The organism is Mucilaginibacter polytrichastri (assembly GCF_001911425.1).
GTDB classification, from domain to species: domain Bacteria; phylum Bacteroidota; class Bacteroidia; order Sphingobacteriales; family Sphingobacteriaceae; genus Mucilaginibacter; species Mucilaginibacter polytrichastri.
In genome coordinates this window covers 5,444,065-5,467,781 of the sequence record NZ_MPPL01000001.1, presented here as the reverse complement: position 1 = coordinate 5,467,781, position 23,717 = coordinate 5,444,065, and the positions used below count along the sequence as shown (strand labels likewise).

General features: G+C 43.3%; 19 protein-coding genes. 8 read left to right on the top strand and 11 right to left on the bottom strand.

Annotated features, from left to right (window positions below):
• Entirely contained in the window at window positions 1–2,415 is a 2,415-nt protein-coding gene (locus RG47T_RS23710; RefSeq protein WP_074492424.1) for a TonB-dependent receptor, read from the bottom strand.
• A 210-nt stretch (window positions 2,416–2,625) separates the two neighbouring features.
• Here RG47T_RS23710 and RG47T_RS23705 point away from each other — a divergent pair, with 210 nt between their 5' ends.
• The 4 genes from RG47T_RS23705 to RG47T_RS23690 all read left to right on the top strand — a co-directional run bounded on the left by RG47T_RS23705 (window position 2,626) and on the right by RG47T_RS23690 (window position 5,098).
• Entirely contained in the window at window positions 2,626–3,042 is a 417-nt protein-coding gene (locus tag RG47T_RS23705; RefSeq protein WP_074492422.1) for an SRPBCC family protein, read from the top strand.
• Window positions 3,039–3,356 (top strand): ArsR/SmtB family transcription factor, encoded by a 318-nt coding sequence (locus tag RG47T_RS23700; protein ID WP_074492420.1) that lies wholly within the window; start codon window positions 3,039–3,041, stop codon window positions 3,354–3,356. Before RG47T_RS23705 ends, RG47T_RS23700 begins: the two co-directional genes overlap by 4 nt.
• Complete coding sequence (locus RG47T_RS23695; protein WP_083627506.1) at window positions 3,353–3,826, top strand: VOC family protein; 474 nt, start codon at window positions 3,353–3,355, stop codon at window positions 3,824–3,826. The genes RG47T_RS23700 and RG47T_RS23695 overlap by 4 nt, the downstream gene beginning before the upstream one ends.
• Before the next feature lie 147 nt (window positions 3,827–3,973).
• On the top strand, window positions 3,974–5,098 hold the full coding sequence (locus RG47T_RS23690; RefSeq protein WP_074492418.1) for a serine hydrolase domain-containing protein: 1,125 nt from the start codon (window positions 3,974–3,976) through the stop codon (window positions 5,096–5,098).
• Window positions 5,099–5,261: 163 nt separating this feature from the next.
• Here the strand turns inward: RG47T_RS23690 and RG47T_RS23685 are convergent, their stop codons facing one another.
• The 5 genes from RG47T_RS23685 to RG47T_RS23665 form a co-directional block, all read right to left on the bottom strand.
• Complete coding sequence (locus RG47T_RS23685) at window positions 5,262–7,619, bottom strand: TonB-dependent receptor (RefSeq protein ID WP_074492416.1); 2,358 nt, start codon at window positions 7,617–7,619, stop codon at window positions 5,262–5,264.
• An 84-nt stretch (window positions 7,620–7,703) separates the two neighbouring features.
• Window positions 7,704–8,639: a hydrogen peroxide-inducible genes activator gene (locus RG47T_RS23680; RefSeq protein WP_074492414.1), complete on the bottom strand. Its 936-nt coding sequence runs from the start codon at window positions 8,637–8,639 to the stop codon at window positions 7,704–7,706.
• Between the two features lie 59 nt (window positions 8,640–8,698).
• The gene (glmS, locus tag RG47T_RS23675; RefSeq protein ID WP_074492411.1) at window positions 8,699–10,540 is read right to left on the bottom strand and encodes a glutamine--fructose-6-phosphate transaminase (isomerizing); all 1,842 of its coding nucleotides are present in this window, start codon (window positions 10,538–10,540) and stop codon (window positions 8,699–8,701) included.
• A 113-nt stretch (window positions 10,541–10,653) separates the two neighbouring features.
• Window positions 10,654–12,054 carry a DUF4270 family protein gene (locus RG47T_RS23670; RefSeq protein ID WP_074492409.1) on the bottom strand — a complete coding sequence of 467 codons (1,401 nt, stop codon included), beginning with the start codon at window positions 12,052–12,054 and terminating at the stop codon, window positions 10,654–10,656.
• A gap of 16 nt (window positions 12,055–12,070) precedes the next feature.
• On the bottom strand, window positions 12,071–12,895 hold the full coding sequence (locus tag RG47T_RS23665; RefSeq protein WP_074492407.1) for a glycogen/starch synthase: 825 nt from the start codon (window positions 12,893–12,895) through the stop codon (window positions 12,071–12,073).
• Between the two features lie 152 nt (window positions 12,896–13,047).
• Between RG47T_RS23665 and panC the strand changes: the two genes are divergently transcribed.
• Both panC and panD read left to right on the top strand, forming a co-directional pair.
• On the top strand, window positions 13,048–13,884 hold the full coding sequence (gene panC / locus RG47T_RS23660) for a pantoate--beta-alanine ligase (protein WP_074492405.1): 837 nt from the start codon (window positions 13,048–13,050) through the stop codon (window positions 13,882–13,884).
• A gap of 56 nt (window positions 13,885–13,940) precedes the next feature.
• Window positions 13,941–14,291, top strand: a complete 351-nt coding sequence (gene panD / locus RG47T_RS23655; protein ID WP_074492403.1) for an aspartate 1-decarboxylase — start codon at window positions 13,941–13,943, stop codon at window positions 14,289–14,291.
• Here the strand turns inward: panD and RG47T_RS23650 are convergent.
• Window positions 14,284–14,556: a hypothetical protein gene (locus tag RG47T_RS23650; protein WP_074492400.1), complete on the bottom strand. Its 273-nt coding sequence runs from the start codon at window positions 14,554–14,556 to the stop codon at window positions 14,284–14,286. The genes panD and RG47T_RS23650 overlap by 8 nt on opposite strands.
• A 68-nt stretch (window positions 14,557–14,624) precedes the next feature.
• On the opposite strand from RG47T_RS23650, the gene carB reads away from it, so the two are divergent.
• Entirely contained in the window at window positions 14,625–17,444 is a 2,820-nt protein-coding gene (carB, locus tag RG47T_RS23645; protein ID WP_074492398.1) for a carbamoyl-phosphate synthase large subunit, read from the top strand.
• Window positions 17,445–17,904: 460 nt separating this feature from the next.
• Here carB and RG47T_RS23640 read toward each other — a convergent pair whose 3' ends face one another.
• Entirely contained in the window at window positions 17,905–18,381 is a 477-nt protein-coding gene (locus tag RG47T_RS23640; RefSeq protein WP_074492396.1) for a DUF4920 domain-containing protein, read from the bottom strand.
• Window positions 18,382–18,691: 310 nt separating this feature from the next.
• Between RG47T_RS23640 and RG47T_RS23635 the strand changes: the two genes are divergently transcribed.
• Window positions 18,692–19,972 carry an NHL repeat-containing protein gene (locus RG47T_RS23635; RefSeq protein ID WP_139235664.1) on the top strand — a complete coding sequence of 427 codons (1,281 nt, stop codon included), beginning with the start codon at window positions 18,692–18,694 and terminating at the stop codon, window positions 19,970–19,972.
• Window positions 19,973–20,074: 102 nt separating this feature from the next.
• Here RG47T_RS23635 and radA read toward each other — a convergent pair whose 3' ends face one another.
• The 3 genes from radA to RG47T_RS23620 all read right to left on the bottom strand — a co-directional run bounded on the left by radA (window position 20,075) and on the right by RG47T_RS23620 (window position 23,717).
• Window positions 20,075–21,544 (bottom strand): DNA repair protein RadA, encoded by a 1,470-nt coding sequence (radA, locus tag RG47T_RS23630; protein ID WP_074492393.1) that lies wholly within the window; start codon window positions 21,542–21,544, stop codon window positions 20,075–20,077.
• Window positions 21,545–21,701: 157 nt separating this feature from the next.
• Window positions 21,702–22,721, bottom strand: coding sequence for a ferredoxin--NADP reductase (locus RG47T_RS23625; RefSeq protein WP_074492391.1), 1,020 nt, complete (start codon window positions 22,719–22,721; stop codon window positions 21,702–21,704).
• Window positions 22,722–23,717, bottom strand: a complete 996-nt coding sequence (locus RG47T_RS23620) for a zinc-binding dehydrogenase (RefSeq protein ID WP_074492389.1) — start codon at window positions 23,715–23,717, stop codon at window positions 22,722–22,724. It abuts the gene before it with no gap.

Here is a 23,717-nt window from a genome sequence, read left to right as displayed (position 1 = left end):
TTAAAACCGGAATGCAAAACTTGCTAAATATTGTCTTAACATTTGTGGGTTAATAGATGAATAACCGGTATAGTATTCTTTATTGGTTAAGTTATTACATGATAACCCAATACGGTAAACGCTTTTATCATAAAACACAGTTGAGTTAAGGATAGTGTAATGTGGCAACACAAATACACCCTGGCTTATACTGTTAACAACTTTATTGTCACTTGCGTAGTTACCGCCAAAGCCCACACCTAAACCTTTGATCTTAGGCTCCTGAAAACGGTAGCTTACCCATAAGTTAGCTGTATAAGGCGAGCCTGCAGTAGCCGGGCGAAGGCCCACAACATCTGCATCAGCGTTCTGGTATTTAGAATCGTTGTAGGCAAATCCTGCAACAACGTTTACACCCAATATCGGGTTGGCAATAACTTCGGCCTCAAAGCCTTTGCTTACCTGTGTGCCGTTTTGTATAGAGAATAGCGGGTGTGCTATATCTGTACGTAATATATCCTGTACTTTAATGTTGTAGTAGCTAATTGTACTGCTTAATTTACCATCAAATACATCGAGTTTAACACCACCTTCTATTTGGTTGGCGTGCTCTGGTTTAAATCCGTTACCGGCAAAGTCTGTACCTGGCTTGTTAGTGAACCCATTTTGATAGTTGCTAAATAACGATACGTGATCTTTTACCACCTGGTATATTAAACCAAATTTTGGAGAGAAAGCAGTTTGCTTATATGCGCCCGATTTAACACCTGTATTGGCATCTTTATTACCATCGAAAACAAACCTGTCTACCCGTAAGGCGGCAGAAGCAATTAAGCGATCGGTGATATTTAGCACGTCAGACACATAAGAGCTGTAGGTGCTTGATTTATAAATGTAAGGGTACGCACTGGTGCCACCAGCTGCATAAACGGCACCCAGCGTACCTGTATTAAGCGAATTATAGTTAAAAGTATTGCTTTGTAATGGGGCAACATCATACACGGCACCAAGGAAAAGCTGGTCTGAGTTAACGTTTAGATAATCTAAACCGATTACAACGCGGTTTCTCATTTTACCAATTTTAAAGTCGCCATTAAAATTCTGCTGAATCTCTGTTGTGGTTGACTTGCTGTTTTGGGTTGATTGATCTTCGCGTGAGATCTGTTGATTTGGCAATAAGTAAAAATATGGACCGTAACCGTTAGAGAAGCTGTTTACAGAGCTTAAGTTGGTTTGCGAGGTCCATTCTTTAGAGATCTTGTAATTTACCTGACCCAGATAGTTTGCACTTCTTGTACGCTGTGACAAGCTTTTATCGAAATAAGAACGCTTGTAATCAATATTTAACTCATCAGCACGGTTAGCACCCAGTAGTGATACATTTTGTCCGTATGGAAAAAAGAAGATCGTGTTTAGTGCATTACGGCCGTAAAACAACTCAGCTTCTGCCTCAATGGTTAACCTGTCGTTTACCTTGTATAACAAGCTTGGTGCAATAGCCACATTTTTGCTGAAGCCATTGTCCTGGAAACTATTTTGGTTAGTGTAAGCCGTATTTAAACGAAACAACACTTTCTTTTGCACATCTAAAGGTGTATTAATATCCGCACTTACACGGCTTAAGCCATAGCTGCCACCTGTGTAGGTAACTTCGCCTGCTGCGTTATCAAATGGTTGTTTGGTTACACGGTTAATTAAACCGCCGTAAGAAGTTAATGAGCTACCGAACAAGGTAGCAGACGGGCCCCTGATCACTTCAATACGATCCAGGTTAATGGCATCTATCGAGTTGGTAACATTACCGGCAACACCGTTTCTTAACTGAGTTTGCACCACAAAACCACGCATGGTATAATAGGCGCCACCATCGCCGCCGCGGCCTGTTGCATCCCACATTTTTTGCAGGCCAGATACGTTTTTAACGGCTTCGTCTGCAGTAAAAATATTCTGCTCGGTTAATAGCTCGCGGCTTATTGAGGTATATGATTGTGCATTTTCCAGGTTGTTAAGCGGCATTTTAGCAACATCTGTGCTTTGCTTTCTTTTAAACCTGTTTACCTTATTACCATTAACGTTTACTTCCTGTAAACCACTGCTGTTTAAGTTAATAATAAGATCATTAACTGTAGTTGTTTTATTGGCAGTAATCTCGGCATCAATCTCTTTGGTTTGCATACCCACGTGAGATATTACCAATTTGTAGGTACCCGCAGGGGCTTTTAGCGAAAAAATACCATCCTCGCCTGTAACTGTTGCTACAGAGGTTGATTTTAAACTTACCGTTACGTTATCGGCAGCTTTGCCTTCGGCGTTAAGTACTTTACCTTTTATAGTGCCTTTGGCGTTTTGCGCCTGGCTGAAATTTGCGTTGAAGCAAAGCAACAAAGCCAGTATATATGTTAAAAAAGGAGAATCGTTTTTGGATAGTTTAACCATTTGCTATTTAGACTAATTATAAAGAATGGCGCAAATGTAGACCATACAATCTAATTATCAAAGCTATTTAGACTAATTATAAACAATTTGTGCGTAATACAATCGCAAACCATAGCTACCACTGTCAAATAATGCTGCAGAAAATAGTTAATAAAAATATTGCGTAATTAAATAGTTACGCCTAAATTAGTAATCAAATAGTTACGCTTTATGAAAAGAAGCATTCGTTACGAAAAAACCTATCCACACCCGCCGGAAAAGTTGTGGAAATTAATTGCTGATAGCAAGATCCTGTCTGAGTGGCTGATGCCGAATGATCTGCTACCGGTTGTTGGGCACAAGTTTACCTTTAAAACTAAGCCCGGCCCCGGTTTTGACGGTATTGTTTATTGCGTGGTGCTTGAGGTTGTAGTTAATGAGAAACTGGTTTATTCCTGGACAGGCGGACCAATCAAAAATTCAATGGTATCCTGGACGCTTACCGCACTAAATGGCGAAACTCATTTACTTTTTGAGCATACCGGTTTTGAGGGACTTGCGCCCGTAGCTATAAGCTTTTTGCTGGGCCGCGGCTGGAAAAAAAATATTTACAAGCTGTTTGACCAACGGCTGAAGCTAATACGATGAAAAAAAAGAATACAGACATTTTTGGTGCACTTGCCGACCCTAACAGGCGAAAGATCCTGATGCTGCTATCGGCAGGGATATTAAGCGTAAGCGCCCTTGCCGAGCAGTTTGAGGTGAGCCGCCCCGCTATCTCCAAGCATATTAAAGTGCTGGAAGAAAACAACCTGGTTACGGTTACAGACCAGGGACGGGAACGCCTTTGCGAATTACAACAACAAGGCTTTTTAGAATTGTATGACTGGATTAAATTTTATGATGCCTTCTGGAATGAAAAATTCAATAACCTGGAAAACTATTTAAATAAAGACTTATGAAAAAACTTATCACACAATTAGTTCTCGTATTAGCGTTTGCAGTGGGTGCTTACGCTCAACAACCAGTTACAGGGCCGCTAAAAATTGCCCAGGTGAGCCTGTTAATAAAAGATTATGATGAAGCCTTGCAGTTTTACACCACTAAACTGGGTTTTGTTAAAATAGCAGACAGCCAGTTTGGTAATCAGCGTTGGTTAACTATTGCGCCACCGGGGCAAAAAGAAATGGCAATGGTGCTAGTTAAGGCCGCCACACAGGCAGATATAGATATGGTAGGGAACCAAGCAGGCACCCGTACCTTACTGGTTTTGGAAACAGATCATTTTGACCAGCTTTACCAGCAATACCAGGATAAGGGTATAAACTTTATCAGTAAACCTGCAGCAACTGGCTGGGGCCGGCAAGTACAGTTTACCGATCTTTACGGTAATCACTTGGTTTTACTGGAGGTAAAAACAAGCCATCGATAAACTATTCAAAATTTAAAGGGCAATTACACCATGCAGCAGGCCCGGGTACAAGACCCATATCTGCATTTAGATTAACGGACGGCATTTTGCTGACCGTGCCATGAAGAAGCTACCACAAGAATTATAACCGCCATAAATAATAATACAATGTGTAAAAAAACAGGTGCTCTTATACTGATCTTAAACTCGCTTTTAGCCTTATCTGCGTATGCTCAAAAGCCTATTGTTGATTCATTTATCAACAGCCAGATGCAGAAACTGCATATCCCAGGCTTTGAAGCTATTGCTATCAAAGATGGGAAGATTACCTGGACGGGGTACTATGGCTATCAAAATCTGGAAAAGAAAATACCAGTAACCAGCCAAACTATATTTGAAGCTGCTTCTACCTCTAAAACAATAACGGCAGCAGCCATTATGCAATTGTATGCGGCAGGTAAATTAAGGCTGGATGATGATATTAACCGGTACCTGGATTTCAAGATCGTCAACCCCCGCTATCCGGCTACTGCCATAACATTCGCACAGTTGTTGCGGCATCGCTCCTCCATTGATGATAATTTAGATTACCTGAGCCAGTTTTGGGAAAGCAACCATGGCGACCCGGACATTTCGTTAAAAAATTTTATTAAAGGATATTTTAACATCAACGGGAAGCATTACGATAAAAACAAAAATTTCCATCATTACCCTCCTGGTACGCAAGCCGAATATTCGAACATGGGTGTTGCTTTACTGGGATACTTGGCCGAGCGCATTACAGGTAAGCCTTTTAATGAATATTGTAGAAGTGCCCTTTTTAAACCTTTGGGTATGACCAACAGCGGCTGGTTTTTACATGAAGTAAATGCAGAGAATGTTGCGATACCCTACAGTTATTCTGATTCATTGCAAAGATATCAACCTTGGGGATTTGGCGGATTTCCGGATTACCCCGCAGGAACCTTGCATACTAAGGTAACTGAGTTTTCTCATTTTTTAATCGCATGGACAATGCAAGGAAAATGGAAAAATAAACAAGTATTAGACAGCACCGCTATACAAACGCTAACACCCAACGACTTCAATCTTGGTTTTTATACCTGGTTTCAGTATGCAACAAACAAAGGGGCAATTCTGTATATGCATACCGGTAAGGCTAACGGAGTTTCCTCTTTTATTTCTTATGATCCCAAAAGTAAAAAGGGACTGATATTTATCTGCAACGGAGATATTGTTAATGGAAAAGATTGGCGAAACATAATAGATACCTTATACGATAACGTATTTTAAATGGCCATTCAATTTCTTCAGAACGCAGACCGATAGCTATAAGCACTATTACACCGATTGGTTGAAAAATCAGTAGAAAGGCTTTCTAAAAAATTAAAAGTTTGATGATTAATTTTCTAGAAAGCCCTGATGTTTGGTAAAATGGTAATAGTTGAGTTATTTCTTAAAACCGGTAACCGATAGACGCTCTTACAGCTCTTGGCGATTCTGCCTGCCAGTTATAAACTGTCTTGCCTTCCGAGTTCAGGTAATCTGAGTGGCCTCCTGAGTACAGATACGCATCTAACAGATTATTTACATTAACTGTAATGCTGAATTTTTTCCACTGGTAAGATGTACCGGCATCCAAACGGAAATAGTTTGGCAAGTCTGATGTACCTGTACCCAAGCTCCATGGTATACGGCTTAGCTGCCATTGATAGCCTGCAGAAAAGCCCAAACCTTTTAAATCGCCGGTTTGAAAACGATAGGTTAACCAGGTGTTGGTAACATGTTTGGCAAAGCCAGGTACTGGTGTGCCCACATTAGCTGGGTTGGTATCTTCAGAAATTTGCGAGTTGGTATAAGCATAGTTAGCCATTAAGCTAAGTCCGTTTATAATTTCGCCACGGGCATCAAATTCAACACCATTGGTTTTGGTTTGGCCTAATTGTACTACATAAGGCGTATTTGGCCTGTCGGGATCTGCAACTAACTGGTTGTTTTTTAAGATACGGTAAATAGATAACGAAGTACTCCACTTGCCATTAAACCAATCGCGTTTAATACCCCCCTCCAGGTTGTTCCCTGTAATTGGTTTAACAGAACCACCACCAAAAATATTACCGGTTTGCGGGATAAAAGCCTGGTCATACACGCCGTATAAAGCTGTATTAGGATCAAGCGAATAGCTGATGCCAATACGTGGCGTTACTTTCCTGCTTGCAGAAGTGCCTGCATAAGGGTCAACCACGGTTGCGTGGGTAAACCTGCCGGCTAAAGTTAAGCGCAGTTTCTGGTCAAAAAAGCCGACTTCGTCCTGCACATAAACTGATTGGTATTTTTGTGAAGTAGCAGTACCGGCCCCACGTGCGCTAAGTGGGTCTGACGTGTTAAAGACAGGCAGGGTTACCGGGCCATTGTTTGGATTAAAAATATTGAACGGTGTAACCGGGTCTAATGAAGCAGATTGATTATAATCGGCAATGTAATATTTATCGCCCAGGTCGGCACCGCCCAAAATGCGGTGTTTAATAGCGCCTGTTTGTATTTCACCATTTACATAAGCCTGCAGGTTTTTAATACGGTTGCTGGCATCCCATAACCCCAGGTTACGGGCTACATCGCCATTATCTTTGATGCTATTAATCCAATAGCTATAGCCGTTTTGTTTATAGTTGAAATATGAGCCCTGTGCGGTAAATTTCCACTTATCGCTAAATTTATGCTCGTAGTTTAAGAAAGCGCTTTGGTCATAAATGTTAGTTGCCGGGCTATTTGATGGCGCATCGGTAAAACTACGCGGTAAAGAAGCATAGCCTTTGGTAGAGAACAGGTATGCTGTACCAAAAGCATTCATCCGCTGAAACTGGTAAGTATACTCTGCCGTCAGCGTGTTTTTGTCATCAAATTTATAACGTAATACCGGGGCAATACCATAGTGGTTTGTAAAGTCATAAGGCCGCCAGTCTTGCGCCATCTGTCCCATCAGGTTTAACCGGTATTGCAGTTTGCCATCTTTGGTTAAGGTGCCATCAAAATCGGCAGTTGCACGATAGTTATTATAACTGCCTACACTAAAATCAAATGATTGGCGGTTTACACCTGTAGGTTTTTTGGTTACCACATTATAAAAACCAGATGGGTTGCCGTTAGCCAGCATAAAGCCCGCCGGCCCTTTTACAAATTCAATCCGGTCAACAAAAGCCATATCTTCATTTAACGGGCCCCAGTCGGCTTCCAGGTTTACACCGTTTCTAAAAGGCGCCAGCCTGTCGCCACGGGCATTAACACGGGCGTAGTTACCCCAGTGCTCCTGCATGGTTAAGCCGCTCACATTGCGCGATGCGCCTTCGAGCATGTTATAAATTTGCTGATCCTTAATCTGATCTGCCGTAACCACCTGGATATTTTGTGGTATTTGCACCAGCGGCTCGTTTAAGCGCAGGCTGTTTGATGGCTCATCAACCTTGTATTTTTGCTTTCTGCCCGATATAGAAACTTCCTGCAAATTGCTGGCACTTTCTTTCAGCATAAAGTTTACAGTAACGCTACCCCTGGTAACTGTTACCGATTGCTCTTCGGTTTGTAAACCAACTGCCGAGACACGCAGTGTATAAGTACCTGCTTTAACGCCATTAAGTTGAAAACGTCCAGACTCGTTGGTGATAGTCCCCATACTCGAATTTTTGATCCCTACCGATACTGCTTCTGCAGGGTGCCCGTCTGAAGTGGTTACGGTTCCCCTTATTGTGCCGCTCTGGGCAAAAGCTGTAGATACGGATAAAAATATAACTGTGAGAAGTTGTAAAAATTTACGCATATTATTTAGATTAATTATAAATAAAGCGCAAATGTATACTTACCTGTCTAAAAATCCAAAATTATTTAGACAGATTATAAATAGCTATATTTCAATCACCTCCTTTTTCTTTCTATTTTTCATGCGTTTAGGAACAAAATCAAGTATTTCGGCTTTGAGCGCCTCTATCATACGGCGCTTAATAAAGTTTTTCTGGGTTACTATACTAATCTCCCTTGCAGGCTCCGGCGATTTAAAATAGCGCACCTTATCCATCTGTTTTTCGGTCAAATCTGCCAATGCCAGTTCCGGCAAAATGGTGGTACCATTGTTCTGGTCAACCATCCGTTTCAGGGTTTCTATACTGCCGGTATTGTACTCAAAGTGCTGAAATCCTTTGCTGCTTTTGCGGCGCTGGCAAATGTTTAATACCTGGTCGCGCATGCAATGGCCTTCGTTCAGTATCCACAGCTCGTCCATGTTAATATCATCCGGGTTGATGTTTTTCTTTTTGGCCAGGATGCTGTTTTTGGCTACATAGGCTACAAAGTTTTCGTAAAAGAGGGGTGTTTCGGTAAGCTGTGGTTCATGTAATGGGGTAGACAGGATGCCGCAATCTATCATCCCCAATTTTATTTGCTGAATGATCTGATCTGTGGTTTGCTCCCACACCACTAGTTTTACCTGCGGGTATTTGCTGATAAACTGGGTAATTATTTTGGGTAGTATATAAGGCGCAACGGTAGGTATAATACCAATGCGCAGTTCGCCGGCAAGGTCTTTCTGGCGGTCGGTAATTATCTCCTTAATTTTTTGATTTTCTGATAGCAGGATGCGTGCCTGGGCTATAATATCGCAGCCAATTTCGGTAGGTACAACGGGTTGCTTGCTGCGGTCAAAAAGTTTTACACCCAGTGTATCTTCCAGCTTTTGCACCTGCATACTAAGCGTGGGCTGGGTAACAAAGCATTTTTCGGCCGCTGCCACAAAGCTGCGGTAGGTATCAACGGCTACAATATATTCAAGCTGAACGATAGTCATATAGTTTGTATCTTTTTTCAAAGATACAAACTATTGATTTTATCTATAAGGCAAAACTGTTACTCTACCGTCACAGATTTAGCCAGATTACGAGGCTGATCTACATTGCAACCACGCATAACCGCAATGTGGTATGATAGTAATTGCAAAGGTATAGTAGCCAATAATGGTACAAATGCTTCGGCTGTCTGCGGTATTTCGATTACAAAATCGGCCATGTTTTTTACCGTGGTATCACCCTCAGAAACAATGGCAATAACGTGGCCGCCGCGTGCGCGTACTTCTTGTATATTGCTAATCACCTTCTCGTACGATGAGTTTTTGGTAGCTATAAATACTACCGGCATATCCTCATCAATTAAGGCGATAGGGCCGTGTTTCATCTCTGCTGCAGGGTAACCTTCGGCATGTATGTACGAGATCTCCTTTAGTTTCAACGCTCCTTCCAGCGCAACCGGGAACGAGCTTCCGCGCCCCAGGAACAAGCAATTGGTAGAGTCTTTAAATTTATCGGCAATCACTTTAACGTGGTCGTTGGTCTTTAAAGTTTTCTCTATTAGGGTTGGGATCTCGTTAAGCTCTGTCAGGTATTCTATCAGCTTGCTTTGGGTAATGGTGCCACGCTGCTGGGCAATGTAAAATGCCATTAAAGTAAGCGCGGTAACCTGTGCTGTAAATGCCTTGGTTGATGCCACACCAATTTCGGGCCCTGCATGGGTATAAACACCCGCATGCGTAAGGCGCGGTATGGATGCGCCAACAACGTTACAGATGCCAAAAATAGTAGCACCTTTCTCTTTAGCCAGCTCAATAGCGGCCATTGTATCGGCCGTTTCTCCAGATTGTGAAATGGCAATAACCAGGTCTTTCTCGGTAATTATCGGGTTGCGGTAACGGAACTCCGAGGCGTATTCAACCTCAACAGGCACACGTGCATATTCTTCTATCAGGTATTCGCCAACTAAACCGGCATGCCATGAGGTACCGCAGGCCACAATAATAATGCGGTCAACATTTTTAAGTTTCTCTACATATTCTTTAATACCGCCCAATTGTACCTTACCCTGTTGCGGGTAGATACGGCCGCGCAAACAATCGCGTACCGAGCGTGGTTGCTCATAAATTTCTTTGAGCATAAAATGGTCGTAACCACCTTTCTCAAGCATTTCCAGTTGCAGCTCCAGCTTTTGGATGTATGGCGTTTGTACGGTATTATCAATATTTTTAATCAGCAGGTCATCCCGGCGGATGTAAGCGATCTCATTGTCGTTAAGGTAAATTACATTTTTGGTGTATTCTACAATCGGGGTAGCATCAGATGCTATAAAGTATTCGCCTTTGCCAACACCAATTACCATGGGGCTGCCTTTACGTGCGGCTATCAGTTCGTTTGGTTCATCGGCGCTCATAATAACTATGGCATAGGCACCTATAACACGGTTTAAGGCCACACGAACAGCCTCTCGAAGCTCCAAGCCAGTTTCGTGCTGTATATCTTCAACCAAATGAATTAATACCTCAGTATCGGTATCACTTAAAAACACATGGCCTTTTGCCAGCAATGCTTCTTTAATGCTGTTATAGTTTTCGATAATACCATTGTGTATAATGGTAAGCTTTCTATCGCCGGATGAGTGGGGGTGCGAGTTACGGTCGCTCGGGGCACCGTGTGTAGCCCAGCGTGTATGGCCCATACCAATGGTGCTACTGGTATCAATATCTTTTACAAAGTTTTCGAGGTCGCTAACTTTGCCGGCTTTTTTATAAACTTTAAGTTCTTCGTCTTTATTAAGCAATGCAACACCTGCGCTGTCATATCCACGATACTCCAGGCGGTGCAGGCCTTTTATAACAATAGGGTACGCATCACGAAACCCAATATATCCTACAATTCCGCACATAAATAGATGGTTTAAAATATTGCTATAAAGCTATAGCATTGGTATAGTAAATTATCTGCTAAGCTAATAAATTGGTATCAAAAAAAATCCCCCTGTATAAGAGGGGGATTGTATTATTTGGTTGCTTTGGTATAAATTATATTAAGCCGCATGCGGTAAGGATAATTGGCCGAGGCCTTATTGGTAATACCCCCTATGCCAACGGCACGCCCTGCTGTTTGGGCAGTAGCTGCATAATCAACACTAGATGTATTGGTGGTATCTACAGGGCCAATAAAGGTACCATAGTCTACTGTTTTGCCACGCATCAAATCAGATATATAACCTGTAATAATGAAGTGGTATTCTTTTAAGCTTTTTACGTAAAACCCGCCAAAGGTATTTACGGCAATATAACGCGGGTCTGTCGACGTAGCGTCGGGTACTTCGGTTCGTTGCAGGGCAATATCGTAACGGTACAAACTTAGCTTAGGCGTAGGGATGTAAGGGATATCGGTACCTGTTGCCGCGCTTACAATAAGCTCGGCACGGTTTAAAACAACGTCAGAGCCGGCTGCTGTAATAATATTTTTAAGGTAAGGGAAGCTTATTTTGGTTCTCAAACCGCCAAGTCCCTCAAAATAAACTGTTTCTTGCGATGATGCCGTACTGTTTACCGCAGCCTGTACCGTAGTACTGTAAGTGCGTTTAATTTCTGCTGCGCGATTGGCCAGCGGCAAGGTAACTGTAGCAGTATCTATAGTAGTACCATTTACAGTTTTGTAATATACATCAACCTTGCTCGAATCCAGGTTAACTAAAAAACGACCGCCCGCACCCGTTTGATTTTTATCAAGCGTAACGTATAACCCCTTTACCTGGTTCTGAAACAAGTTGTTTGATGCCAGCACCGCTGTAGAAGCACCGAAAAGGTTATTAAAAATAAAATTATTATTAATTTTTATGCGCAACTGTGCCGGTACAGATACCAGGGTATCCTTAGCGCCAGACACAATGTTGGTAATTTTAAACTTGGTGTGTGTGCGCGAATTAAAGGTTTGCGTACCTAAAACAGTACCGGTATTAACCTGCCATGTTTTGCTTCCGCGGTATACAGTGCTGGCACTTGGCTGCTCTGCAAGCTGATATACATTAACCTTGTATTTGGAGGTTAATGAATCGCCGTAAAAGCCATCGTTGTAGCGTAATACCAATACTGCCGAATCGATAGTAATGGTACCCGACGGTAAACTATAGGCAGCACTACCCGGCAGGCTCAGTAAAGCAGCGATATTTGATTCTGAAGTACCAAAAACAGGATCTTTAAAATAAGCCAGCGGAGTTTTGGCAATGCCGGATGTTACCACACTGTCTTCGAGCACTGTTTTGGTTAACACTGTAGACGTATCTATCAGCGTACCATCTATCTGCTGCGACGGATCAATAGCCAAGCCCAGTTTATCCTGGTTTGTACAACTATTTAAAATAAAAAGACTTATCAACAGGGTTAATAAGTCTAATCGGAAAAATTTCATATATATCTTCAAATCTTTAAGCAACGTTCACCAGTTCTTCGTTGGTAATTTCGTCGTAAAAGTTGTAATAATTTTCGAAATCTGAAGTGGAATTAAATTCCAGAACCGATTTTTGGCTGTTTTTAACATTATTTAACACATCTGCATCGATGTTTTCGCTTGCCAAAACAATCCCGTCGCTGTATTGGATAGCGCCTGCATATAATGCAGCGTTGGTACCCGGTTTGTATACGTCGGTATGTGCTTCGGTCATATCGCTCATTACAGCTTTACGCGCAAAATCGTCATCCAATTTCTCTGTAAAGTCATTCTCGTAAATAGAGTAAACTATTTTAGAATGCTTAAAGGTTGGATCGTCTTTGTATGTGTTTTTTATGTAAGCAGGTACCAGCGCGCTCATCCACCCGTGGCAATGAACAATATCCGGAGCCCAGCCTAATTTTTTTACAGTTTCCAGTGCACCCTTACAGAAGAAAATCATACGCTCATCATTGTCAGCATAAAACTTCCCGTCTTTATCATTGAACACATGCTTACGTTGAAAATACTCTTCGTTATCTAAAAAGTATACCTGCATACGCGCAGAAGGAATAGAAGCCACTTTAATAATTAGCGGATTATCATTATCGTTGATGATAATGTTCATTCCCGATAAGCGTATTACCTCATGAAGGCGATTCCGGCGCTCATTAATATTTCCAAAACGTGGCATCAGGATACGGATTTCAAAACCCTTGTCCTGCATTGCTTGTGGCAACTGCCTGGTTATTTCAGAAATTTTAGTGAGTTCGAGGAAAGGCGACATTTCATGAGTTATAAACAGAAGCTTAGATTTACCCATCTCTAATCAGTATTTAAATTTTAATATCGCTCAAAAAAATTTGAGTGTGCAAATATACACAATATGTTAAGAACTATCAATGGATTATGCAAGTAAGTTTGGTTATTTTTAATTAAAAGCACAACTTTGCCATCTTTTTCACAAGATAAGGTTTGAAAATATTTACATCAAAACACGAGCTGCAGCAATATTTACTGCAATGCCGGCAAAATGGCGAAACCATTGGCTTATTGCCTACTATGGGCGCTTTACACCAGGGGCACCTGTCGTTATTAGCCCTGGCCAGGCAGCAGTGCAGCGTTACGGTTTGCAGTATTTTTGTTAACCCCACACAGTTTACCAACCCCGACGATCTGCAGAATTACCCCCGCCCCATTGAGGCTGATATAGCAAAACTGACAGCCGCCGGTTGCGATATATTGTTTAACCCAAGTGTAAGTGAGATGTATGCCGCTAATGAGCAATGGCATATTGACCTGGGCCAGCTGGAACATTTACTGGAAGGAAAATTTCGCCCGGGGCATTATCAGGGGGTTACCCAGGTGGTATTTAAACTGTTTGATATTGTTAAGCCCGATGCTGCATTTTTTGGGCAAAAAGACTATCAACAGGTGCTGGTGATCACTAAAATGGTGCAATTGCTCAACATGCCGGTTAAGCTGGTGATGGTACCCATCTCCCGCGAGCCCGAAGGTTTGGCCATGAGTTCGCGCAATATCCATTTATCTGCCGGCGAAAGGGAGCATGCCCTGATAGTATCTAAAGCATTGCGCTGGGTGGCCGAAAACTTTAACGGCGAAAACCTGCAACAGGTAACAGGCGAAGCAATTGCCATGATTAATGCCGAAACAGGCGTAGTGTTGGAATATTTTGAAATTGCCGATGGCGACACGCTATTGCCGGCAACCGAAGCAAACCCGCATTTGATTGCGCTAACTGCCGTGCAGGCAGGTAAAACCAGACTGATAGACAATATGATAATCCGCTGATTTTCGGATCAGATCAGCATGACACTTTTCCAGATTCTATATTATAACTTTGCAAAATGATTATTGAGGTTTTAAAATCTAAGATACACCGCGTTAAAGTAACCCAAGCCGAACTGAATTATGTAGGCAGCATTACCATAGACGCAGATCTGATAGATGCTGCCAATATTATACCCAACGAGAAGGTGCAGATTGTAAACAATAACAACGGCGCACGCTTTGAAACCTATGTAATAAAAGGTGAGCGGGGAAGTGGTATTGTATGCCTTAACGGCGCAGCTGCACGCCTGGCCCAGGTGGGCGATATTGTGATCATAATCTCTTACGCATCTATGGAGATGGAAGAAGCGCGTAATTTTGAACCTGTTTTGGTATTTCCGGATACGGATAATAAATTAATTAAGTAGTACTTATTGCTTTCATTAAAATAAGAATAGGCGTATTTGTGTAAGCATGCCTGCTCCTGTTCAAAATACCACTAAACCCTATTTTCATACCGCACAGCCAAATATGATGTGCGGGTGGAGTATGGCAATCGTCAGCCTGCTTTAAGTATTTATTTTCAATTTTTATCATCTCATTATAAAAATCAAAATATTTCTCACGCGTAACCTCTAAAGTCCTATCTTTGCATCCCGACGCTGAAAGTCGGAATTTTTGCTTCCAGCGCATAGTATTTACCGGTAAAATATCATTGCTTTTTTGATGTTTGCCTAATAACTTTTGACTTTAAAAACACTATGCCAAAAGACACCTCCATTAAATCAGTTTTAATTATTGGTTCAGGCCCTATTATCATAGGCCAGGCTTGCGAATTTGATTACGCAGGTTCACAAGCTGCCCTTTCGCTGAAAGACGAAGGCATTACCGTGTCAATCATCAACAGCAACCCGGCAACCATCATGACCGATAAGGTTATTGCCGACCATGTTTACCTGTTGCCGCTTAACACCGCGAGTATCGAAAAAATACTCCAGGAGCAAAAGATTGATGCTGTGCTACCTACTATGGGTGGCCAAACGGCATTAAACCTTTGTATAGAGGCAGATGAGCAGGGGCTTTGGGAAAAGTATGGTGTCCGCATTATCGGTGTAGATATTGCAGCCATCGAAAAAACAGAAAACCGCGAGGCTTTCCGCCAGTTAATGGTTGATATCGGCGTAGGGGTGGCAACATCAAAAATTGCCAATTCGTTTTTAGAAGGTAAGGAAGCTGCGCAGATTATCGGCTTTCCGCTGGTAATTCGCCCAAGCTATACGCTGGGTGGTAAAGGCGCAGGCTTTGTACACAAAAAAGAAGATTTTGATGCCGCACTAAGCCGCGGCCTGCAGGCATCACCAACCCACGAGGTATTGGTAGAGCAAGCTGTTTTAGGCTGGAAAGAATACGAACTGGAGCTGTTGCGTGATAGCAATGATAATGTGATTATCATCTGCTCTATCGAAAACTTTGACCCGATGGGTATCCACACCGGCGACTCGATCACCGTGGCCCCGGCCATGACCCTAAGCGACCGCTGCTACCAGGAAATGCGCGACCAGGCAATTAAAATGATGCGCGCCATTGGTAATTTTGCAGGCGGCTGTAACGTACAGTTCTCTGTTAACCCGGCTGATGAGGCCATTATCGCTATCGAGATTAACCCACGGGTATCCCGCTCATCGGCGCTGGCATCAAAAGCAACAGGTTACCCTATCGCCAAAATAGCTTCTAAATTGGCTATCGGTTATAACCTTGACGAATTAGAAAACCAGATCACCAAAACAACTTCGGCTTATTTTGAGCCAACGCTGGATTATGTGATCGTAAAAGTTCCACGCTGGAACTTCGATAAATTTAAAGGCGCCAACAAAGAGCTTGGCCTACAGATGAAATCTGTAGGTGAGGTAATGGCTATTGGCCGCAGCTTTAGCGAGGCTTTACAAAAAGCTTGTCAGAGTTTAGAGATTGGCCGTGCCGGCTTAGGTGCAGACGGCCGTCAAAGCCGCAACCTTGAAGAAATTATGCACAGCCTGGAGCATCCAAGCTGGGACAGGTTATTCCACATTTATGATGCCTTGAGCCTTGGTGTACCTATCGAATCGGTGCGTAAGGCAACCAAGATAGACCGTTGGTTCCTGAACCAAATTCAGGAACTGGTTAACCTGGAGGCAGAGTTGCGCCGCTATTCGGTAAACAACATTCCACGCGATATCTTCTTCAACGTTAAACAAAAAGGTTTCTCAGATCAGCAAATTGCCTGGATACTGGGTGGCAATACTACCGAAGAGGATGTTTACCAACGCCGCAAGGTATTAGGTTTAAAACGTGTTTATAAAATGGTTGATACCTGCGCTGCAGAGTTTCAGGCTAAAACACCTTACTATTACTCTACCTACGAGGGCGAAAACGAATCTATCGTATCAGACAAGAAGAAGATCGTAGTATTAGGATCGGGCCCTAACCGCATTGGCCAGGGTATTGAGTTTGACTACAGCTGTGTGCATGGTTTGTTAGCCGCTAAAGAAGCAGGCTACGAAGCCATCATGATTAACTGTAACCCCGAAACCGTATCTACCGACTTTAACATGGCCGATAAGCTATATTTTGAGCCGGTGTTTTGGGAACATGTACGCGACATCATCGAACTGGAAAAACCGGAGGGTGTGATTGTGCAGCTTGGTGGCCAAACAGCTTTAAAAATGGCTGAGAAACTGCATGAGCATGGCATCAAAATTATCGGTACCTCATTTAACGATATGGATATCGCCGAAGACCGTGGCCGTTTCTCTGACTTGTTGAAAGAACTGGATATCCCTTACCCTAAATATGGTGTTGCAGAAACTGCTGAAGAAGCAATTGAAGTAGCGCACGAAGTTGGCTACCCTGTACTGGTTCGCCCTAGTTATGTATTAGGCGGGCAGGGCATGAGCATCGTGATCAACGACGAGGATTTAGAGAAAGCAGTAGTTAACCTGCTTAAAAACTTACCGGGCAACCGCGTACTGATTGACCATTTCCTGGATCGTGCATCAGAAACCGAGTCTGACTCGATCTGCGATGGTGACGATGTACACATCATTGGTATGATGGAGCACATTGAGCCTGCAGGTATCCACTCCGGCGATTCATTTGCGGTATTACCTCCATTTGATTTGAGCGAAAGCGTAATTAGCCAGATGGAAGAATACTCTGCCAAAATTGCCCGCGCATTAAATGTAAGAGGTTTGCTCAACATACAGTTTGCGGTTAAAAACGACAAAGTATTTGTGATCGAAGCCAACCCGCGTGCATCACGTACCGTGCCTTTCATAGCAAAGGCTTATGATGTACCTTACATTAACATAGCGGCCAAAATTATGCTGGGTGTTAACAAGCTTAAAGATTTTACCATAGAGCGTAAATTGGTAGGTTATGCCATTAAAGAGCCTGTGTTCTCTTTCGATAAATTCCCGGAAGTAAACAAAGAATTAGGCCCCGAAATGAAATCGACCGGCGAAGCCATCCGCTTTATCCCTAACCTCGAAGACCCTTATTTCCGCCACTTGTACAAAGAGAAATCGATGTACCTGAGCAAGTAAGTTTTTTTAGGATAAAGGACTAATGATATAAGGACAAGGGAGAAATTCCTTGTCCTTTTTTTGTTATTAAGCTATGACCGTCATTGAGGTGGTTATTTAACGGTTGCTACAAACTACTGTGATGAACCTTCAATAGCCTAATAATTGTGGCATCTTAATTTTCGGGCAGCATAACACTGGCCTCAGCACACCCTTTAATAGAAAATTGAGCAGCCACGAGTTTTCTTTTTGGTACTTTTTCTTTTGCGGAAAAAGAAAAAGTACATCCACTAACGATTCATAACTCACACTACATTCCTAATGGAAAACGGATTTCTGCTGTATTTAGGGGCAGGGCTAATTGCTCTGAGCTTGTTTCTACAGCAATTACGATTCCCCAATCTCAGGAGACACAAAGTATTGTGTCTCTACGGTGTACTTATCTTGTTTCTTGGCTCTTATTTCTTGTCTCTCTCCTCAACTATTTATTCACCATTAACCCCTTCACTTCAAAGGTTATTTTTTCTTTAGGGTTTGTTTTAACGCTGTGCTGCTTTTTACCTTGCACGGTATCACCGGCCAGGTGTTGCAGGTCATCGGCTATAAATTGTTTTTCGGCAACGCCATCTATAATTACCTCGCGGCCTTTTAGATCTACAGGGAGTTTGATGTTATAATCCCGAAAATGGGCAGCTATAATTTTGCCATTGCCTGCATCCATTTCAAACCAGCCGCCTTGCTGTTTGGTAACGCGTAGTACACGGCCATAAACTACCACACTGGTACGGGTACGTTTACCCATAAAAGCTTCGAGTTTGCCGGCCGGCATTTGGTTAATATTAGAGGGCGAACTGCCAAACACCATGCCGTGAGGCAAGGGGGTGTGCTTTTGAGCAAATGCAGTGGTTGTTGTTGTAAATAGTAATACAAACAGGGCCAGTTTGGTTAACGGTTTCATAACCAGATAAACAGCGTTAAACTCATTTCGTTTAGTTAATATTGTTATTTGGTTAAAAGAAAAGCCCGCAGGGGTAATAAAAATGTTAAAATATAGTTAAAGTGGCAGCTTACAGGATTGTATAACCGATACAATCATTTAGCTTTGCAAATAACCGGCATACACTATTTATATAGCCGCATTAAAATTCAGTAATTTAGTTTATACCTCAGTGAAGAAAAATCTACTCGTAAGGATTACGTTAACAACAGCCTTTATTTTCGTTGTATTATTTCAGTTTAGTTGCAGTAAAGATTCTAATACTACAACTGTGCCCACTGTTTTAACTAACAGCGTTATTGCAGGTGTAACACCAACCTCTGCCACAAGTGGCGGTAGCGTTACTGCTTCGGGTTCTGCTACCGTAACTGCCATTGGCGTTTGCTACAGCACAACATCACAAACACCCACTGTTTCCGACAGTCATACAACAATTACTACCATTGTTTCAAGTTTTTCGAGCGATTTAACCGGCTTAACATCCGGTGCAACCTATTATGTACGCGCTTATGCTACAAGTACTGCAGGTACAGGTTATGGGGGTGTTATTAAATTTACAACCACCACAACAGCCAATGCTACCACCGCTGTTGTAAGCACTTTTGCAGGTAACGGTGCAGGCGGTTTAGTAAACAGCACTGGCACAGGCGCACAATTTTACACCCCGCTTGGTATGGCGGCAGATGCGCAGGGCAACCTTTATATAGCAGATCAGTTTAACCACGTTATACGTAAAGTTACCCAAGCGGGGGTAGTAACTACCTTTTGCGGTAGCGGTGTTAACGGCCATGCAGATGGTTCTGCTACTACAGCGGCATTCTATAGCCCCAATGCTATTGCCTACGACTCGGCAACCGGCAACTTATATGTTACCGACCAGGGTAGTAATTTAATTATCAAAATAACACCCGATGGTACCGCAACTACCCTTGCCGGTATTGGCGCACCAGGTTATGTTAACTCTGCAACTGCCCTTAAGGCTGCCTTTAATAACCCGCAAGGCATTGCAGTTAGCAAGGCTAGTGGCAACATTCTGGTTGCCGATGCCGGCAACAATCGTATCCGTTTAATTACACCGGCTGGTGTGGTAAGTACTTTTACCGGAAGCGGCTATACCAATAGCCAGGTTGACTCTACCAGTGCTTATGCTACATTTAGCAAACCCAGCGGTTTGGCTTTCGACTCGAAAGGCAATTTATATGTGGCTGATAACCTTAATCACGCTATCCGTAAAATTACTACAGATGGTACAGTTAAAACTTTTATTGGCAACTCTGTACAAACAACCCTGGTTGGTAACCCTATCGCCATAGCTTTTGACAGCAGCGACAATCTGTATATTACAGATGTTACCGGCCGTGTGCTTAAATATAATTCTGCAACCAGTATTCTCTATGATCTGGCTGGCACCTCTGGTACTTATGGCTACGCCGATGGGGTAAACACAGCAGCGCAGTTTAGCTCGCCCAACGGTATTGCCGTTTTTGGTGGTAGTATTTTTATAGCAGATGCAGGTAATAACCGCATCCGTAAAGTAGTTGTGACTAACTAAATTTACAGTAACACGATATTGAAAGAGCCTTTCTGTTTTATGCAGAAAGGCTCTTTTATTTTATAATAAATTTCTATCCAGGTTATTTTTCCTCGTTTACATCTATCCAAATAACAGGCTAAAAACCTCTTCGATACTGGCCACAGGGATAATCTCTATCGTGTACCTCGACAAGTCTATCCGTTGATGCTTATCCTGCTTGGCCGATGGCAGGTTATATTTGGATATAAAGATCCGTTCGAAACCTAATTTTTGAGCCTCTGCAATCCGCTGTTCAACCCGGTTAACAGCGCGGATCTCGCCAGACAATCCAAGTTCTCCTGCAAAACAGGTTTTAAAGGGGATAGGCATATCCTCATGCGAAGATATAATAGCAGCCGCCAAACCAAGGTCAATCGCAGGGTCTTCTACCCGGATGCCCCCGGTAATATTCAGAAACACATCTTTAGCACCCAATCTGAAGCCACAGCGCTTTTCTAATACGGCAAGCAACATATTCATACGGCGGGTATCGAAGCCCGTAGCCGAGCGCTGAGGCGTGCCATACGGCGAAGTGCTCACCAGGGCCTGCGTCTCGATAAGCATGGGCCGTAACCCTTCCAGCGTGGCCGAAATTGTGATCCCGCTCAACGGCTCATCGCGTTGCGACAATAAAATTTCTGATGGGTTAGATACCTCGCGTAAACCAACGCCCAGCATTTCGTAAATACCCAATTCTGATGCCGAACCGAAACGGTTTTTCACAGCCCTTAAAATACGGTAAACGTGATGGCGGTCGCCCTCAAACTGCAGCACGGTATCCACCATATGCTCCAGTATCTTCGGGCCGGCTATCATACCATCTTTGGTAATATGGCCGATCAAAATTACCGGCGTACCGCTCTCTTTAGCAAAGCGCAGCAGCTCGGCGGTACACTCCCTAACCTGCGACACGCTGCCCGGCGTAGATTCAATATGCGACGAATGCAAGGTTTGGATCGAATCAATAACCACCAACTGTGGTTCCAACTGTTCTATCTGTTTAAATATATTTTGGGTGGAAGTTTCGGTAAGGATGAAGCATCCAGCCCCCCCACTCCCTAAAGGTGGCGCAGAAGTTGGATCTGCATCATTAGCTCCGCCTTTAGAGGGTTGCGGGGCAGTAGCCAACCGTTCAGCCCGCATCTTAATCTGCTTCTCGCTTTCCTCGCCCGATACATAGAGCACTTTAAGTTTGGGCATATTAAGTGCCAGCTGCAGCATCAGGGTAGATTTACCGATGCCGGGCTCGCCGCCAATCAGTATTAATGAGCCTGCTACAATGCCCCCACCTAATACGCGGTTAAATTCGCCGTCAGGGGTAACGTAGCGTAGCTCCTCATGCACGGTAATATCATGTACGGCTACGGCCTTGTTGGCACGTTGCTGGGTGGTAGATCCGGTATTTTTCCAATCGGGTACAGCAGCATTGGGCTTCTCTATAATTTCTTCAACAAAAGTATTCCATTGCTGGCACGACGGGCACTTGCCCAGCCATTTGGCCGATTCGTAGCCGCAGCTCTGGCAGAAGTAGGATGTTTTAATTTTAGCCAAAATCTTGATTGGTAATTTGTCGATTTAAAGATAAGAATAATTGCTAATATAATTAGCTTTTTAGTGGCAGATTTGGTAATTTTATACTTAAGCGCGTTTAAAACACGTGCGATATTTCAAGTGGCGGATTTGGTGTTGAACGAGAAAGTAATTTTATCTATCTAAATTCAATTACCACATCATCAGTCAACGCATGCCCGGTACAGGTTAATACATAGCCGTTTTTCAAATCTTCGGGTGTTAGCACTTCATTACTTACTACTTCAACTTTACCGCTGGTGCATTTGGCAAAGCAGGCCGAGCATGCGCCACTGCGGCAACTGTAAGGTAATGGGATATTGTTTTGCAAAGCCGCTTGCAGTATCGACTGGTTTTCGCCGGCTACCAGATCATGCCATTCGTTTTTAAAGAAGATCCTGATTTTACGGGGTGGGAAGTTGGTGATATTACTGATTACCGGGATGGTTTCGAGCACAAAGTTTTCCTTCCGGATATTGGCCGACTGTACGCCCATGTAATGCAGCGCAAACTGCACCATCCGCATATAAGGGAACGGCCCACAGATATAAAACAGCGTATCGTGGTAATGCTGATTAGTTAACTGCTTAACCAGTTTTTCGAGCATTAAATTATTGAGCCGGTTGGCTTCATCGCTAATGAGATACTTAACCAAAAACTTGCCGGGATGGGCGGCTGCCAATTCATCAAGCTGCGGCTTAAAAATAATATCGTTATTAGACTGGCTGCTGTAAATGAGCACCATTTGCAGATCTAAGCCCCTTAACAAAGCATGCTTCAGTTGGGCAAAAACAGGCACAATACCGCTACCTGCGGCGAAGTAAATTAATCGGCGATGGCTTCCACTTTCAGGAAGTATAAACCGCCCGGCGGGTTGTATGGCAGTTAACTCATCGCCCGGTTTGGTATGCGAAAGCATAAAACGGGAAATCTCCCCGTTAGAGATCCGTTTAATGGTGATGGATAACAGCTCCTCATCCGGCGAAGAACTTAAGGAATATGACCGTGTAATTTCTTCGTCGTGGTGGGTAAATATTAGCGTAATAAACTGGCCGGCCTCGTAATGTACCTGCTGACCGTTTGCCGGGCGAAGATAAAAGGTGGCCGTATCGCTGGTTTCCTGTTTTATACTGTCTACAATTAGCTGGATGGTATTCATTTAGTTGGTCAATACTAGCTTGCCAAATTGGGCTGCATATTCCATTTTACCAAAAGCCTTTTCGGCATCAGCCAGGGTAAATACCTCATCTACAACAGGTACAATATGGTGGTCGGTTACAAATTTCAACATGGCAGCAAATTCCTCGTCTGTCCCCATTGTGGTACCCAGTAACTGAATCTGTTTCCAAAATAACGGCCGGGCATTAAGCTCGGGAATATTACCCGCTGTGCCACCAAAAAACACCACACGCGCACCCGGATTACACAAATCTATCACCTTATTAAAATCACTTCCAAGAGCGCTGTCAATTACAATATCGAAGCCGCCTGCCATATGTTTTAATTCTTCGGCCCAGTCTTGCGCCTTGTAGTTTACCCCGGCAGATGCGCCCAAATGCCTGGCCCGTTCAATTTTTTCGCCACTGCCAGATGTTACAAATACTTTGCAACCTGCTGCTACAGCCCATTGCAATGCAAAGCTACCCGTGCCAGAGCCCACACCAACCACTAAAACCTTATCGCCGGCCTTGGCCCTGGCTTTGGTAAATAATGCCCTGTATGCAGTTAAACCTGCCAAAGGTATAGCCGCCGCCTGCTCCCAGCTTAAGTAAGCAGGCTTATGATGCAGTTTGGTAACGTTCACTTTTACATATTCGGCCAAGGTACCATGCTCAGGCAAACCCAGGATCTTAAAATCTTTACCCTGAAATTCGGGATGGTCGCCCCAGTCCTTACCGGGATTAATGATCACTTCCTGGTTTAGCCAATGCTTGTCGGCCTCGTCATACACCTCGGCTACAATACCGGCACCGTCAGACCCTAATACAGACGGATATTGGATGCCTGCATATTTACCGATGGTAATCCAGTAATCGCGGCGGTTAAGTGCCGCTGCCTTAACCTGCACCAATGCTTCGCCCGGGCCTAATATCGGCTTGTCAATCTCTTTATATACAATTGGCCGTTCGGCACTTTCTAATACTATTGCTTTCAT

Bases quoted from the DNA above. Each gene is read 5' to 3' on its own strand.
- RG47T_RS23665 (WP_074492407.1), bottom strand. From the start codon at position 12,895: ATGGGTAAATCTAAGCTTCTGTTTATAACTCATGAAATGTCGCCTTTC.
- RG47T_RS23700 (WP_074492420.1), top strand. From the start codon at position 3,039: ATGAAAAAAAAGAATACAGACATTTTTGGTGCACTTGCCGACCCTAAC.
- RG47T_RS23685 (WP_074492416.1), bottom strand. From the start codon at position 7,619: ATGCGTAAATTTTTACAACTTCTCACAGTTATATTTTTATCCGTATCT.
- panD (WP_074492403.1), top strand. From the start codon at position 13,941: ATGATTATTGAGGTTTTAAAATCTAAGATACACCGCGTTAAAGTAACC.
- RG47T_RS23620 (WP_074492389.1), bottom strand. From the start codon at position 23,717: ATGAAAGCAATAGTATTAGAAAGTGCCGAACGGCCAATTGTATATAAA.
- RG47T_RS23670 (WP_074492409.1), bottom strand. From the start codon at position 12,054: ATGAAATTTTTCCGATTAGACTTATTAACCCTGTTGATAAGTCTTTTT.
- RG47T_RS23680 (WP_074492414.1), bottom strand. From the start codon at position 8,639: ATGACTATCGTTCAGCTTGAATATATTGTAGCCGTTGATACCTACCGC.
- RG47T_RS23640 (WP_074492396.1), bottom strand. From the start codon at position 18,381: ATGAAACCGTTAACCAAACTGGCCCTGTTTGTATTACTATTTACAACA.
- RG47T_RS23695 (WP_083627506.1), top strand. From the start codon at position 3,353: ATGAAAAAACTTATCACACAATTAGTTCTCGTATTAGCGTTTGCAGTG.
- carB (WP_074492398.1), top strand. From the start codon at position 14,625: ATGCCAAAAGACACCTCCATTAAATCAGTTTTAATTATTGGTTCAGGC.
- RG47T_RS23625 (WP_074492391.1), bottom strand. From the start codon at position 22,721: ATGAATACCATCCAGCTAATTGTAGACAGTATAAAACAGGAAACCAGC.
- RG47T_RS23650 (WP_074492400.1), bottom strand. From the start codon at position 14,556: ATGCGCTGGAAGCAAAAATTCCGACTTTCAGCGTCGGGATGCAAAGAT.
- RG47T_RS23705 (WP_074492422.1), top strand. From the start codon at position 2,626: ATGAAAAGAAGCATTCGTTACGAAAAAACCTATCCACACCCGCCGGAA.
- RG47T_RS23690 (WP_074492418.1), top strand. From the start codon at position 3,974: ATGTGTAAAAAAACAGGTGCTCTTATACTGATCTTAAACTCGCTTTTA.
- glmS (WP_074492411.1), bottom strand. From the start codon at position 10,540: ATGTGCGGAATTGTAGGATATATTGGGTTTCGTGATGCGTACCCTATT.
- RG47T_RS23710 (WP_074492424.1), bottom strand. From the start codon at position 2,415: ATGGTTAAACTATCCAAAAACGATTCTCCTTTTTTAACATATATACTG.